Raw genomic sequence first — 13,240 nt, 5'->3', positions numbered from 1 at the left:
CGAGGGTACGTCCCGGCCGGAACGCGTACGATCACACCACGACCCGGCCACGCCACGAGGAGTAACATGCCCCCCTCCCGACGTGCACTGCCCGCGCTGATGGCCGTCAGCGGGCTCGTCCTCGCCTGTTCCGCGGCGGCGTCCGCCCAGGACACCGACGGGATCACGGGCCCCGGCGGCCCCGTGTCCGTCGGCCCGTCGGGGGTGCGTGTGGAGAGCGGCGCGGCCAGTGTGGACGTGGGTCCCGGAGGGGTCGACGTGACGGCGCCGGACACGCGGATCCAGGTGCGCTCGGGGTCCTACGTCCTGGTGTGCGCGAACGGGATGCGCGTCACCGTGCGCGCCGGTCAGGCCCCGCCCTGCCAGCCCGCCGACCCCGCGCCGCCCGCCCCGGAGCCGCCGACCCCGTCCGACCCCGGCACGCCCGCGGAACCCGAACTCCCGCGCGAGCCCGGGGACCCCTTGGACCCCCTGGACCCCCGGGAGCCCGGGGACCCCCGGCCGCCGTCCGAGGCCGGACGGGAGGGAGCCGCCCCCGACGCCGCCTCCCCGGCGCCCGCCCCCGCGGAGCCCGGAGAGGTGACGGCGTCGGAGTCGCCCTCCGAGGAGGCGTCCGCGTCCCCGGCGCCCGTGCCCGAGGTGGCCGGGCCCGTCCGCGAACAGATCCTCGCGGACATGGCCGCCCCGGGCGGGCAGGGGGTGGGCGGAGCCTTCACCCCCGCCCGCACCATGGTGATCGTCGGGGTCGTCGCCGCCCTGGCCGCCGCCGGATCGGGCCGGGCGGCGGCGCGCCGGGCGGGCTGACGGACCGGCGCTCAGCGGGCGTCGAGCGCGCGGTCGGTGCGCTCGAAGGCCGCCAGGGTGTCCTCCATCCCCCCGGCGTCGGTGGCGAGGACGTCGTTGTACGGCGTGCCCAGGTAGAACAGCAGGGCGATGGTGCCGAAGACGAAGGCCAGGTTGACCGCCGCCCAGAAGTAGGCCACCCGCGCGCCCCGCCGGACCATGGCGAACGGCAGCACGGCGACGGCCACTCCGGAGACGACGGCGATCACCATCAGGACGGGCGGGACCGTGTCGCCCGCCGCGTCCGCCCGCTCGATGCGGGCGTCGCTCAGGTTGGTCAGCTCCTGGCGGGCGGTCAGCCGGTCCAGGCCGTCACCCGTGTCCGAGACGGACAGGTCCCGGACGGACGCGGCCAGGTCGGCGAGCGCGTCGTCGCCCTCGGGGCTCAGTTCGCCGGAGCGCACCATCCGGGGCCAGTCGTCCTCGACGACCGTGGTCAGGTAGGCGCGCAGCTGCGAGCGGACGTGCTCCCCCTCCGCGTCGGGGAAGGCGGTGGTGCTCCAGTACAGCGACTGGGCCGCACCCGCCTCGGAGACCGTGCCGTCCTGGGCCGCCTTGAAGTCCTCCCAGCCGATCACCACGCCCATCGCCGCCGCGACGAGGTAGAGGGCGAGCGCGCACGGGGCGATGACGACGCCGACCGCACCGCCGGAGTACTCGTCGCTGACGCCGAATCTCCAGACGGCGAGCACGGCGCCGCCGACCATGGCGACCAGTACGGACAGGACGAGAAGGAACGTCACGGTTTCCCCCGGGGGATGGTGGTGGGTCAGTGCACCATGCGTAGCACGGGCGTGGCCGCCACTGCGACGGAAAGGGGGAACGTCCCGATTTGTCGGCTCCGGCGCGCCCGTGTCAGGGCACGAGGGTGATCGCCCCCGACGGGCACGCGTCCACCGCACGGGCGAGCGCCGCGGCGGCGTCCTCCCCGTCGGGGTCGCCGTGCACCACCACCAGACCGTCCTCGGTGTCCTGGTCGAACAGGCCGGGAGCGGTCAACGCGCACATGCCGGAGCCGATGCAGACACCGCGGTCCACGGAGAGCCGCACGGTCACACCTCGTCCCAGGTCACGGGGAGGGCGCGCACGCCGTGGATGTCGGAGTCGTCGCGCAGCGGCACGTCCTCGGCGGGGACCGCGAGCCGCAGGCCCGGGAAGCGCTCGAACAGCGCGCGGAAGGCGACGCGCATCTCGACCCGTGCCAGCTGCTGGCCGAGGCACTGGTGGATGCCGTGGCCGAAGGACACGTGCCCGGTGGCCTTGCGGCGCACGTCGAACGCGTCGGGGTCGGGGAACTTGTCGGGGTCCCGGTTGGCGGCCGGGGCCGACAGGACCACGGACTGCCCGGCGCTGATCAGGTGGCCGCCGATCTCGACGTCCTCCAGCGCGACCCGGATCCCGGTGTGCGCGATGCTCAGGTACCGCATCAGCTCCTCGACCGCGCCGTCGACGAGGTCGGGCTCACGGCGCAGCACGGCGAGCTGCTCGGGGTGGGTCAGCAGGACGAACGTGCCCAGGCCGAGCATGTTGGCGGTGGTGTCCAGGCCCGCGCCGAGCAGCAGGAAGCCGATGCCGGCGAGCTCCTCGTCCGTGAGGTCGCTGTCCGTCAGGTCGCTGAGCAGGTCGTCGGCCGGCTCGGCCCGTTTGGCCACGACGAGTCCGTAGATCAGGTTCCCCAGTCCCGCGATCGCCGCCTCCACGTCCTCCAGCGCGGCGGCGTGGTCGCTCAGGGCGGCGGCCTGGCGCTGGAACGTCTCGTGGTCGTCGTAGGGCACGCCGAGCAGCTCGCAGATCACCAGTGCGGGGATGGGCTGGGCGAACGCCTCGACGAGGTCGGCCGTGGGGCCGCCGCGCTCCATCGCGTCGAGGCGCTCCGCCGTGATCTGCTCGATCCGCTCGGTGAGCTGTCGCATGCGGCGGACGGTGAACCGGCCGGTGAGCAGGCTGCGGTAGCGGGTGTGCTCGGGCGCGTCCATGTTGATGAACATGCCGGGCGTCGCGGGCGGGACCTCCGCGAACTCTCCCGCCCTGGTGGTGGGGAGGTGCATCAGCTCCTGCCGGGAGCTGAACCGGGGGTCGGCGACGACCGCGCGAACCTGGGCGTGCCCGGTCGCCAGCCAGCCGACGTGGCCGTCGGGGAAGGCCAGGGGGACCAGCGGGTGTTCGTCGCGGATCCGGGCCAGCTCCGGGGACGGACCGTACGGAACGGCCGTGGGCCGCGTGTCGGGCATCGGGATCGGGGCGGGGAGGGTGTCGGTCACGGCGTCTCCTGGGTCTCAGATCTTCAACGTTCACAAAAGCTACGTTGCGTTCAAGATTCCGTCAACACACCGTGCGGCACATATCCCCGTAATACAACGTAGATTCACTGAAGATTGCAATGACTCTGAGCTTGAACGCAATGCATCGTCCGCGTTGAATTGCAATGACATAGCCTCTAACGCAATACTGGGAGCGCACCGCGCCGAGGGAGGGGACACAGATGCCGGGAGGAAGGCTCACCCGGGACGAGCGTGAGCGCATCGCCGCCGGTTTGGCGGGCGGGCAGGGTTACGCGGAGATCGCCAGGCGCCTGGGGCGGCCGACCTCCACCGTGAGCCGCGAGGTGGCGCGCAACGGCGGCCGGACCGGCTACCGGCCGGGCCGGGCCCAGCGGTCGACCGACCAGCGGGCGCGGCGACGCGTGCGGACGGCCGATCCGAGCCCTCCGGCGGAGGACGCGGCCTTCCCCGGACGCGACCCCGGGGCGGTGCGCGCGTTCGAGGAGGAGTTCGCGGGAGCGCTGGTCGACTCGGGGGTCTCCCGCATGGTGGCCCGGGTGCTCACCGTCCTGTGCATGACCGACGGGGCGGGTGTCACCGCGTCGGAACTGGTCCGGCGGCTCCAGGTCAGCCCGGCCTCGGTCTCCCTCGCCGTCCGCTATCTGGAGGACCAGGACCTGCTCAGACGGGAACGCGAACCCGACGGGCGGCGCGACCGGTACGTCGTCGACGACGACGTCTGGTTCCAGTCGATGCTGGCCAGCGTGCGGGCGAACGTCAGGCTGGCGGAGGCCGCCCGGCGGGGCGGCTCCGCGCTCGGCCCCCAGACGCCCGGCGGCGCCCGGCTGGCGACGGTGGGCGAGTTCATGGAGCGCGTCAACGAGGACATGCTCCGGTCGGCCGTGCACTGGCGGAGGGTGCTCGCGGAGCGCCGGGGGTGAGGAGGCGGCGTGCCGTCGCCGACGCGTGGGGCTCCGGTTCCGCGGTCGGCGCCCTCGCCCTCCGGGCCCTCCACAGGTCTACCCTGGTGAGTACCGGTACCCACAGCGCCACCGGGGGAAGGCGCCATGGCGACGTTCAGGATCAACGAGGGGTTCAGCGACACCGTCGACGTCGAGGCCGACCACTTCATGACCGTCGGCATGTTCGTCGACTTCACCAAGGAGGGCATCGGCGTGGTCTTCCGCATCGCGGCCGACCGGGTGCGCACGATCAAGCGCATCGAGGAGTGACGGGAAGGGCCGGCGCGCCGCCGGTCCGAGCGCTCAGGGCAGGTTCAGCCAGATCGCGACCGCGGGCACGTCGGACTGGTTGGAGATCCGGTGCGGCGTGGTCGAGGGGTAGGAGATCGTGTCGCCGGGCCCGAGGCGGTGGGTGTCGAACCCGGTGTCCACCACGAGTTCGCCGCTGACCACCAACCCGATCTCGTAGCCGCTGTGCCGCACGAACTCGGCGTTCTGGCTGGAGTAGGCCCCCGGCGGGTAGGTCGACTCGAAGTAGCTCATCCCCGGAACCTGCTCGGGGGTGAGCCTGCGGTACCGGACGTCGTGGCTGAGGGTCAGGACGGCCGCCTCGTCGGCGCGCGTCACCGACACGTGGTCGGACAGCACCTCGGACGGCGGCTTCACCGCGCGCCCCTCCGCCACGGGCGGGCCCGACCAGCCCGGCGCGCCCCGGTCCGCGTCCGCGGCCTCCGCGCGCCCGGCGTCCCCGTCCTGCTCGCCGAAGATCGCCGTCATGGGTTCGCCCAGTTCGGACGTGATCTGGTAGAGGCGCGTGACCGAGGGGCGCATCTTGCCGCGTTCGATCTGGGACAGCGCGCTGGCGCTGATGTCGAGCCGGTCGGCCAGGGCCCGGAGCGAGAGCCCGTGTTCCCGACGCAGCTCGCGGATACGCCCGCCGATCCGCTGTTCGTCGAGGTCAGCGGCGTTGTTGTCAGCTGAGGGGGTCGTCATAGCGGTGTTAAGTCTATGTAGCGATCGAGTGAAGTCATTGATTAACAGCCCTTGAAGTCATAACTTCACAAGAGTTACGGTGTCCTCGCTGAGTGGCGCACGCCACACCGCCGCGGAAGGGACGAGGATGCGCATCCTGCTGGTCAACGTCAACACCACCGACTCCGTGACCCGCGTACTCGCCGAACAGGCGCGGTCGGTCGCGGCGCCCGGCACCGAGATCGTGCCGCTCACCCCCTTCTTCGGCCCCGAGTCCGTCGAGGGCAACTTCGAGAGCTACCTGTCCGCCGTGGCGGTCATGGACCGCGTCGCCGCCTACGACCGGCCCTACGACGCCGTCATCCAGGCGGGCTTCGGCGAACACGGCCGCGAGGGGCTCCAGGAGATCTGCGACACGCCCGTCGTCGACATCACCGAGGCCGCCGCACACCTGGCCTGCCTCGTCGGCCGCCGCTACTCCGTCGTCACCAGTCTCGACCGCACCGTCCCGCTGATCCAGGACCGGCTCACGCTCGCGCGCCTGGACGGCCGCTGTGCGTCCGTCCGCGCCAGCGGGCTCGGCGTCCTGGACGTCGAGCGCGACCGCGCGGCCGCCGTCGAGGCCATCGCCGGGCAGGCCCGCGCGGCCGTCGAGGAGGACGGCGCCGAGGTGATCTGCCTCGGCTGCGCGGGGATGGCCGGGCTGGACACCGCCGTGCGCGCCGCCACCGGCGCCCCCGTCGTCGACGGCGTCACCGCCGCCGTCCCCCTCGCCGAGTCCCTCGTCGGGCTCGGCCTGACCACCAGCAGGACCCGCGCCTACGCCACCCCCCGCCCCAAGGCCGTGACGGGCTGGCCCCCGCACCGGAGCGCCGCGCTCCCACTCCCCTGACCATCGGCGAAGGAGTCATCCCCCATGGAACCGTCCGTCCCGCCGCACGCGCCCGACCACAGGACCAACCACCTGGTGGAGGACGCGATCCTGCCCACCTGGCTGACCCAGCGGCCCGTCTCCCTGCTGGGCTTCGTCTGGATCTGGGTGGGCCTGGCCGTCGTCATCGTCACCTTCCAGTACGGGGCCAACGGGATCGAGGGCGGCGTCACGCTCCCCGTGGTCATGCTCATCGTGCTCACCGCCACCATGACGCTCGCGGTCATCATGAGCCTCACCGCCGACATCGGAACCGAGCACGGCCTGTCCTTCGCGGTCTACCTGCGGGCGCCCTTCGGGGTCGTCGGCACCCACCTGCCCTCGGTGTCCCGGGGGATCGTCGCGGCGGCGTGGTTCGGCATCCAGACCTACCTCGGGGCGCTGGCGATCAACGGGCTCGTGGAGTACTGGACCGGGTTCAGCTCCTGGCCGCTGTGGTACGCGGTGTTCCTGGCGGTACAGGTGGCGAACGTCGCCCTCGGGATCAAGGCCGTGGAACGGTTGGCGTCCGTCGCCGCGCCGTGCATCCTCGCCATCTCCCTGTGGATGTACTACACGCTCGACGGCCTCGCCGAACTGGAGGGGAGCAACATCTGGACGTTCGCGGGCAGCGGGGACACCCCGCTCGCGGCGCTGTTCGTCGTCAACATGGCGGTGTGGGCTCCCGTGGCCGTCGACATCCCCAACATCACGCGCTTCGTGGCCACCGCGCCCGGCGCGCGGGGGTTCCTGCGCCGCAACCGCAACGTGCTCGTCGCGCAGTTCGTCGTGCTGCCCGTGATGCAGGCGTGGATCGCGTTCATCGGGGCGGTGTCCCTCATCGTCACCGGGCACTGGAACCCCGTCGACGTCATCCAGGGGGAGAGCACCGGGGTCGTGCTGGGGGTCCTGCTGGTGATGATCGTGCTGGCCCAGTGGTCGACCAACACCGCCGCGAACGTCGTCCCGGCCGCGCTGAACCTCGTCAACGCCGCCGCGCCGTGGCTGTCCTACCGGATGGGCGTGGTCGCGACCGGCGCGCTCGCCACCGCGATGGCTCCGTGGCTGCTGCTGGACAACCTGTTCGCCTTCCTCGGCTACTACGGCGGGTTCATCGCCGCGATCGCCGGGATCATGGTCGCCGACTACCACGTGATCCGGCGCCGGAGGGTGAACGTCCCGCACCTGTTCCGGGCCGACGGCCAGTACCGGTACACGCGCGGCGTCAACCCGGCCGCCCTCATCGCCTGGGCGGGCGCCTCCGCCGCGGCGCTGTTCGCCCTCGACTACGCGTACGTCATCGGCTTCCCCCTCGCCTTCGCCGTCTACCTGCTCCTCATGCGGGTGTGGATCCTGCCGCGCTTCCCGCAGGCGGAGCTGACCCCGCCGGACCGGGACGCCTTCCTGGCCACCAGCACCGGACGCAGTTGGGTCCACGACCCCGCGACCGGCGGGTTCGACCTGGTGCGCACCGAGGACCTGGCCGACCGCGCCGCCGCGCGCGAGGACATCTGACCCCGACCACCCCTGGAGAGCACACGTGAGCACCGAGGACTCCCGCCACACCGTCCGCGACCCCGACCCCTCGCTGTACAACGAGGACCTCGCCCCGATTCCGCCCGAGCGGCGGTCCTGGGGCGCGTTCGCCATCTTCAACGTCTGGTCCAACGACATCCAGAGCCTGTTCGGCTACACGCTGGCCGCGACCCTGTTCATCTCCTACGGACTGGGCGGCTGGTCGGTGTTCGCGGCGATCGTGCTGTCCGGGCTCATCGTGATGGTCCTGGTCAACCTGGTGGGCAAGCCGAGCGTCCGGTACGGGATCCCGTACCCGGTGATGGCGCGGGCCAGCCTGGGCGTGCACGGGTCCCAGTTCCCGACGCTGGTGCGGGGCGTCGTCGCCACGTTCTGGTTCGGCGCGCAGACCTACTTCGCCTCGACCGCGATCGCCCTGCTCATCACCGCGCTGTTCGGGCCGGGACCGGAGGGGACGTTCCTGGGGCTGTCCGCCGTCGGGTGGCTGTCCTACGTGCTGGTGTCGGTCTTCCAGGTGGTGATGTTCGTCCGCGGCATCGCGTGGATCGGGCGGTTCCTCAACCTGGCCGGACCGGCGGTGTACGTCGTGATGGTCGTGCTGATGGGAGTGATCTGGTACCGGGCGGGCAACGGGCTGTTCACCGAGCTGGGCGAGGTGTTCTCCGGACAGGGCGAGTACGACGGGGGCCCGGTGGCGGCGTTCTCCGCGATCGTCGGCACGATGGTGGCCTACTTCGCCGCGGTGGTGATCAACTACGGGGACTTCTCACGGTTCGTGCGCACGGACCGGCAGATGCGGCGGGGCAACCTGTGGGGCCTGCCGGTGAGCCTGGCGTTCTTCTCCTTCCTCGCCCTGGTGATCACCGCGGGCACGTCGGTGCTGTACGGGGAGGCGCTGACCAACCCGGCCGACATCGTGGAGCGGGTGGACAACGTCGCGCTCACGGTGGTGGCTGCGCTGACCTTCTTCGTGGCCACGGTGGGGATCAACGTGGTGGCCAACTTCGTGCCGCCCGCCTACGGACTGGCCAACCTGGCGCCGAGGCACGTCTCCGCGCGCACGGGCGGGCTGATCACGGCGGCCGTCGCGTTCGTGATCGGCGGGCTGTGGGTCGGGGTGATCGGCCGGATGGGGATCGCGGTGTTCGTCGACACGCTGGGCGCGGTGCTCGCCCCGCTCTACGGGATCATCGTCGCCGACCACTACCTGGTCCGCCGCCAGCGGATCGTGCTCGACGACCTGTACTCGACCTCGCCGGAGGGCTCCTACTACTTCACGCGGGGCTGGAACCTGCGCGCGCTCGCCGCGTTCGTGCTCGCCGCCGTGTTCTCCGTGGCCACGGTGTGGCTGCCCGCGCTCGCCGGCCTGTCCGGCTACGCCTGGCTGCTCGGCGCGTTCGCGGGCGGCCTCGCGCACGTCCTGCTGCACCGGATCGGCGCAGGGTCCGGGGCGCGCGCCGACACCCCCGACGCCCCGGCCGACACGCCGGTCACCGGTTGACGGCCCGACGGACACGGCGAAGGGGACGCGGGCGCCACAGTGCCCGCGCCCCCTTCACTCTGAACCCGAACAGGCGGACAGCCGCTCCACACGGCTGTCGGAGGACAGGACGAGGTCAACTGTCCCTGTAGACGATCGACCGATGTGCGACGTGGACGACCCAGATGACGAGTTCACGGTCCTCCACCGTATAGATGACCCGATAGTCACCGACACGAAGACGGCGCACATCCGGGTCCCCCACCAGCGCCGTCGTTCCGAACCCGAGAGGATCGGTCTCCAGTTCGGTGAGCTTGCGGAACACCGCCATCGCCACGTTCCGCGGAAGTTTGCGCAGTTCTGCGCGTGCCTCCGGACGGAAGATCGTTCGGTAGGTCACTCGGACTCCGCCAGGATCTCCGTCATGACGTCCTCCATCGGGATACCCGGTTCAGGGCTGGCCATCCGTTCGCGCACGATGCGCAGGATCTCCTGTTCCTCCAGCTCCTGGTAGCGCCGGAGGAGGTGGATCGGAACGATCGCGGCGACCTCCTTGCCGCGTCTGGTGATCACCGTGGGCGCATCGTCCCGGTCGGCGCGGTCAACGACGTCGGCGATGTGGTCGCGCACCTCGCGGATGGACTCCACCTGCATCTCGCTCATGTTCCAATGGTACACATAGGACCGAAGGTACATGCAGGGATCTCCGAAGCAGGACATCGGACACGGCGAAGGGGACGCGGGCGCCACAGTGCCCGCGCCCCCTCGGGGCCGACCCCGAGTGCGGAAGGCGGGGTCGGCGAGGACGGCTACTGGCCGAGTCGGTCCAGCAGTGCGTGGTACTCGTCCCAGAGCTCGCTGGGAAGGTGGTCGCCGAAGGTCTTGAAGAACTCGGGGACCAGGGCGGCCTCCTGCTTCCAGATGTCGCGGTCGACGGAGAGCAGGAACTCCAGGTCCTCGGCGGACAGGTCCAGGCCCTCGGTGTCGATGCCGTCGGGCGTCGGGACGTTGCCGATCGGAGTGCTGACCGCGTCGGCGCGGCCCTCCAGGCGCTCCACGATCCACTTGACCACGCGGCTGTTCTCGCCGAAGCCGGGCCAGACGAAGCGGCCGTCGGCGTCCTTGCGGAACCAGTTGACGTAGAAGATCGTCGGCAGCTTGGCCTGGTCGGCCCCCGCGCCCACGCGCAGCCAGTGCGCGAAGTAGTCGCCCATGTTGTAGCCGCAGAACGGCAGCATGGCGAAGGGGTCGCGGCGCAGCTCGCCGACGGTGCCCTCGGCGGCGGCGGTCTTCTCGGAGGAGACGTTGGCGCCCAGGTAGACGCCGTGCCGCCAGCTCAGGGACTCGGTGACCAGCGGGACCGCGGTGGCGCGGCGACCGCCGAACAGGATCGCCGAGATCGGCACGCCCGCCGGGTCCTCCCACTCGGGGGCGATGGTCGGCGCCTGGCCGGCCGGGGTGGTGAAGCGGGAGTTCGGGTGGGCGGCGGGCTCGGGGGAGTCCGGCGTCCAGTCCCGGCCCTTCCAGTCGGTCAGGTGCGCGGGCGGCTCCTCGGTCAGGCCCTCCCACCAGACGTCGCCGTCGTCGGTCAGGGCGACGTTGGTGAAGACGCTGTTGCCCCACAGGGTCTCGACGGCGTTGGCGTTGGTCTCGACGCCGGTTCCGGGCGCGACGCCGAAGAAGCCCGCCTCGGGGTTGATCGCGCGGAGCTGGCCCTCGGAGTCGAAGCGCATCCAGGCGATGTCGTCGCCGACGGTCTCGACCTTCCAACCGGGGATGGTCGGCTGGAGCATGGCGAGGTTGGTCTTGCCGCAGGCGCTCGGGAAGGCGGCGGCGATGTAGTGCGACTCGCCCTCGGGCGAGGTGACCTTGAGGATGAGCATGTGCTCGGCGAGCCAGCCCTCGTCGCGGGCCATCACCGAGGCGATGCGCAGGGCGTAGCACTTCTTGCCGAGGAGGGCGTTGCCGCCGTAGCCGGACCCGTAGGACCAGATCTCACGCGTCTCCGGGAAGTGGGAGATGTACTTGGTGCTGTTGCACGGCCAGGGCACGTCCTGCTGGCCGGGCTCCAGCGGCGCGCCGACCGAGTGGACGGCCTTGACGAACTCGCCGCGCCGCTCGATCAGCCGGAGGGCGGCCGACCCCATCCGCGCCATGATGCGCATGGACACCACGACGTAGGGGGAGTCGGTGATCTCGACGCCCAGCTGGGAGATGTCGCCGCCGAGCGGGCCCATGCAGAACGGCACGACGTACATCGTGCGACCGCGCATGGCGCCCCTGAAGACCTCGCCGAAGGTGGCGCGCATCTCGTCGGGAGCGATCCAGTTGTTCGTGGGGCCCGCGTCCTCCTCGCGCTCGGAGCAGATGAAGGTGCGGTCCTCCACGCGGGCGACGTCGGTCGGGTCCGAGGTGCAGTAGAAGCTGTTCGGCCGTTTCTCCGGGTTGAGCCGGGTGAACGTGCCCTGTTCGACGAGCAGGTCGGTGAGACGGGTCCACTCCTCGTCGGACCCGTCACACCACACGACCGCGTCCGGCTGCGTGAGCTCGGCCACCTCGCGCACCCAGGAGACGAGCTCCTCATGGTCGGTCGGGGCGACGCCCACATCGATACCCACGTCAGTCACAGCCGCTCCTCTTCGAAGATCGAGATCTCTCGCATCATGAACGACGACGACCCGCAGTGACCAATTGGTATAGGCCAATGGTCTAATCGTGTGGACGTGAAGCTCCGGATTCCGCTGCGCAGCAAGGGGTTCGGGTCGTGCGCCGACGCACCGGAGACCGCCCTGTGAGGCCGTGTGCACCATCGGGCACGTGTCACTTTTCCCAGCACACAGGGCAAGTGCCCCACCAGCCCCACCTGCGACGACACACCGTGCTGTTCGTCACACGGGGAACGCCGGCCGTCGGGAGGAGAACCCCGGACCCCGCCCCTGGACCTCTCGCCCGGGGCCCGGCTCACGCCCCCCGGTTCTCCCAGGCGGGAGCGGACGGGCCGGGCTCGGGCCCGGGAAGGGACCGGGAGCACTCCCGCCCGTCGTTGAGGCAGTCGACCACCTCGGCCATGAGCTCGCGCGGCATCACGTTGATGTGGTCGGAGTGGTCGGTGACCGGGTCGTGCCGCTCCTCGGGGAAGCCGTCCACGGCGAACCCGGGACCGTCGGGCACCTGGTACACCAGCGTGTGGCGCAGGCGCGGCACCGCCGTGAACCCGTCGGGGCAGCCGCCGTCCTCCTCCGGGAAGACGATGTGCGAGCGGTTGTCCTCGCTCTCGATGTTCTCGCCGTCCCAGCAGCTGGGGAATTCGAGGACACGCACGACGTCGCTGCCCCCGGGGCAGAGCGGGTAGCGGTCGGTGAACGCGCGGTCCTCGAATCCCGTGCACGTCCACAGCGCGTTGGCGTTCGCGCCGTCCTGGGTTCCGGCACGGGCGTTGCCGGTGATGATCTGGAGGAACTCCGGCATCCCGGCCACCGGCCCGCGCGCGTTGCCGAGGAACTCGACGGTCACCGACGACGGCGTGAGGATCCGCCCGACGTTGCCGTCCAGTCCGCCGCCCGGCCGGTCCGCGTCGACGCCCTCTCCGGTGGTGTCGCGCAGCACCGGCCAGTAGTGCACCGACCGGTCGCCGCCCGCACAGGTGGTGTCCCCCCGGGCGAGGATCGCGTTGTTGGCGGCGACGTCGTCGGTGAACCGGTTGACGTCCTGGTTGCCCACGTAGTCATGGGTGTGCTGGGCTCCGTTGGGCACGCCGGGGGCCACGATGACGTTCTCCGAGTTGCGCAGGCCGTTCGCGTTCACGCCGCAGTCGACGGTGAAGGCGCCGGTGGACGCGTACCGGCCGGGTTCGGGGCCGCGCTCCCGCGGCGGAGCCTGCCGGATGTCGGCGAAGTCCTCCTCGAAGGGGCCGCGGTCGCGCCCGTCGGCACGGCGGCCCGGGTCCCGGTCGTCGCGGTCCCGGGCGGGGCCGCCCTCCTCGTTCGACGCCAGGCTCCCCTCGGTCGGGGAACCACCGCCGGCGAGGACGGCCGTCGCCGCTCCGGCGGCCAGCAGCAGGGCCGCCGCCGCGCCGAGGACGCGGTTCCGGTTCCGTGCGCGGGTCCGCCTCGACGGTCGCGGCCCTGATCGTGGCCGCGGTCGTTCGTTCGGCATGTTCGTACTCCTCTGCGGTCGGGGGGGGGGGGGGCGCCCCCCCCCCCCCCGGGGGGGGCCCGGGCAGGGGGGGGGGGGGGCGGGGGGGGGGGGGGGGGGGGGGGGGGGGGGGGGGGGGGGG

At 71.7% G+C, this 13,240-nt stretch carries 14 protein-coding genes; 6 read left to right on the top strand and 8 right to left on the bottom strand.

Annotated elements, in window-relative coordinates; all coding sequences use genetic code 11:
• Positions 1 to 66: 66 nt before the first annotated feature.
• Positions 67 to 804 (top strand): hypothetical protein, encoded by a 738-nt coding sequence (locus ACIBFB_RS24230; protein WP_397233871.1) that lies wholly within the window; start codon positions 67 to 69, stop codon positions 802 to 804.
• Positions 805 to 815: 11 nt separating this feature from the next.
• Here the strand turns inward: ACIBFB_RS24230 and ACIBFB_RS24225 are convergent, their stop codons facing one another.
• The 3 genes from ACIBFB_RS24225 to ACIBFB_RS24215 all read right to left on the bottom strand — a co-directional run bounded on the left by ACIBFB_RS24225 (position 816) and on the right by ACIBFB_RS24215 (position 3,074).
• A complete protein-coding gene (locus tag ACIBFB_RS24225; protein ID WP_397234059.1) occupies positions 816 to 1,550 on the bottom strand; it encodes a hypothetical protein in 735 nt (244 codons plus the stop codon).
• A gap of 148 nt (positions 1,551 to 1,698) precedes the next feature.
• Positions 1,699 to 1,893: a ferredoxin gene (locus ACIBFB_RS24220; RefSeq protein ID WP_397233869.1), complete on the bottom strand. Its 195-nt coding sequence runs from the start codon at positions 1,891 to 1,893 to the stop codon at positions 1,699 to 1,701.
• 2 nt (positions 1,894 to 1,895) lie between these two features.
• Positions 1,896 to 3,074: a cytochrome P450 gene (locus ACIBFB_RS24215; protein WP_397234057.1), complete on the bottom strand. Its 1,179-nt coding sequence runs from the start codon at positions 3,072 to 3,074 to the stop codon at positions 1,896 to 1,898.
• A 251-nt stretch (positions 3,075 to 3,325) separates the two neighbouring features.
• On the opposite strand from ACIBFB_RS24215, the gene ACIBFB_RS24210 reads away from it, so the two are divergent.
• Both ACIBFB_RS24210 and ACIBFB_RS24205 read left to right on the top strand, forming a co-directional pair.
• A complete protein-coding gene (locus tag ACIBFB_RS24210; RefSeq protein WP_397233867.1) occupies positions 3,326 to 4,045 on the top strand; it encodes a MarR family transcriptional regulator in 720 nt (239 codons plus the stop codon).
• A gap of 126 nt (positions 4,046 to 4,171) precedes the next feature.
• Positions 4,172 to 4,336 (top strand): hypothetical protein, encoded by a 165-nt coding sequence (locus ACIBFB_RS24205; RefSeq protein ID WP_397233865.1) that lies wholly within the window; start codon positions 4,172 to 4,174, stop codon positions 4,334 to 4,336.
• A gap of 33 nt (positions 4,337 to 4,369) precedes the next feature.
• Here the strand turns inward: ACIBFB_RS24205 and ACIBFB_RS24200 are convergent, their stop codons facing one another.
• Positions 4,370 to 5,059, bottom strand: a complete 690-nt coding sequence (locus ACIBFB_RS24200; RefSeq protein ID WP_397233863.1) for a helix-turn-helix domain-containing protein — start codon at positions 5,057 to 5,059, stop codon at positions 4,370 to 4,372.
• A gap of 127 nt (positions 5,060 to 5,186) precedes the next feature.
• Here ACIBFB_RS24200 and ACIBFB_RS24195 point away from each other — a divergent pair, with 127 nt between their 5' ends.
• From ACIBFB_RS24195 to ACIBFB_RS24185, 3 genes are read left to right on the top strand one after another with little or no spacing between them, the layout of a single operon-like run.
• Positions 5,187 to 5,930 (top strand): aspartate/glutamate racemase family protein, encoded by a 744-nt coding sequence (locus ACIBFB_RS24195; RefSeq protein WP_397233861.1) that lies wholly within the window; start codon positions 5,187 to 5,189, stop codon positions 5,928 to 5,930.
• A gap of 24 nt (positions 5,931 to 5,954) precedes the next feature.
• Entirely contained in the window at positions 5,955 to 7,463 is a 1,509-nt protein-coding gene (locus tag ACIBFB_RS24190; RefSeq protein WP_397233859.1) for an NCS1 family transporter, read from the top strand.
• A gap of 25 nt (positions 7,464 to 7,488) precedes the next feature.
• The gene (locus ACIBFB_RS24185; protein WP_397233857.1) at positions 7,489 to 8,985 is read left to right on the top strand and encodes an NCS1 family nucleobase:cation symporter-1; all 1,497 of its coding nucleotides are present in this window, start codon (positions 7,489 to 7,491) and stop codon (positions 8,983 to 8,985) included.
• Between the two features lie 115 nt (positions 8,986 to 9,100).
• Here ACIBFB_RS24185 and ACIBFB_RS24180 read toward each other — a convergent pair whose 3' ends face one another.
• The 4 genes from ACIBFB_RS24180 to ACIBFB_RS24165 all read right to left on the bottom strand — a co-directional run bounded on the left by ACIBFB_RS24180 (position 9,101) and on the right by ACIBFB_RS24165 (position 13,119).
• Entirely contained in the window at positions 9,101 to 9,364 is a 264-nt protein-coding gene (locus ACIBFB_RS24180) for a type II toxin-antitoxin system RelE/ParE family toxin (protein WP_397233855.1), read from the bottom strand.
• Positions 9,361 to 9,627 carry a type II toxin-antitoxin system prevent-host-death family antitoxin gene (locus ACIBFB_RS24175; protein ID WP_397233853.1) on the bottom strand — a complete coding sequence of 89 codons (267 nt, stop codon included), beginning with the start codon at positions 9,625 to 9,627 and terminating at the stop codon, positions 9,361 to 9,363. The genes ACIBFB_RS24180 and ACIBFB_RS24175 overlap by 4 nt, the downstream gene beginning before the upstream one ends.
• 146 nt (positions 9,628 to 9,773) lie before the next feature.
• Positions 9,774 to 11,582, bottom strand: coding sequence for a phosphoenolpyruvate carboxykinase (GTP) (locus tag ACIBFB_RS24170; RefSeq protein WP_397234055.1), 1,809 nt, complete (start codon positions 11,580 to 11,582; stop codon positions 9,774 to 9,776).
• 343 nt (positions 11,583 to 11,925) lie between these two features.
• Positions 11,926 to 13,119 (bottom strand): DUF1996 domain-containing protein, encoded by a 1,194-nt coding sequence (locus tag ACIBFB_RS24165; RefSeq protein WP_397233851.1) that lies wholly within the window; start codon positions 13,117 to 13,119, stop codon positions 11,926 to 11,928.
• Positions 13,120 to 13,240: the final 121 nt, after the last annotated feature.

Origin of the sequence: Nocardiopsis sp. NPDC050513 (assembly GCF_044457925.1) — a bacterium.
GTDB lineage: Bacteria > Actinomycetota > Actinomycetes > Streptosporangiales > Streptosporangiaceae > Nocardiopsis.
This window is presented reverse-complemented; position numbering and strand designations above follow the sequence as displayed.

What these genes read in the sequence shown, in the direction of transcription:
- ACIBFB_RS24230 (WP_397233871.1), top strand. Translation starts at nt 67, where the DNA reads ATGCCCCCCTCCCGACGTGCACTGCCCGCGCTGATGGCCGTCAGCGGG.
- ACIBFB_RS24225 (WP_397234059.1), bottom strand. Translation starts at nt 1,550, where the DNA reads ATGGTCGGCGGCGCCGTGCTCGCCGTCTGGAGATTCGGCGTCAGCGAC.
- ACIBFB_RS24215 (WP_397234057.1), bottom strand. Translation starts at nt 3,074, where the DNA reads ATGCCCGACACGCGGCCCACGGCCGTTCCGTACGGTCCGTCCCCGGAG.
- ACIBFB_RS24210 (WP_397233867.1), top strand. Translation starts at nt 3,326, where the DNA reads ATGCCGGGAGGAAGGCTCACCCGGGACGAGCGTGAGCGCATCGCCGCC.
- ACIBFB_RS24205 (WP_397233865.1), top strand. Translation starts at nt 4,172, where the DNA reads ATGGCGACGTTCAGGATCAACGAGGGGTTCAGCGACACCGTCGACGTC.
- ACIBFB_RS24200 (WP_397233863.1), bottom strand. Translation starts at nt 5,059, where the DNA reads ATGACGACCCCCTCAGCTGACAACAACGCCGCTGACCTCGACGAACAG.
- ACIBFB_RS24195 (WP_397233861.1), top strand. Translation starts at nt 5,187, where the DNA reads ATGCGCATCCTGCTGGTCAACGTCAACACCACCGACTCCGTGACCCGC.
- ACIBFB_RS24190 (WP_397233859.1), top strand. Translation starts at nt 5,955, where the DNA reads ATGGAACCGTCCGTCCCGCCGCACGCGCCCGACCACAGGACCAACCAC.
- ACIBFB_RS24175 (WP_397233853.1), bottom strand. Translation starts at nt 9,627, where the DNA reads ATGAGCGAGATGCAGGTGGAGTCCATCCGCGAGGTGCGCGACCACATC.
- ACIBFB_RS24165 (WP_397233851.1), bottom strand. Translation starts at nt 13,119, where the DNA reads ATGCCGAACGAACGACCGCGGCCACGATCAGGGCCGCGACCGTCGAGG.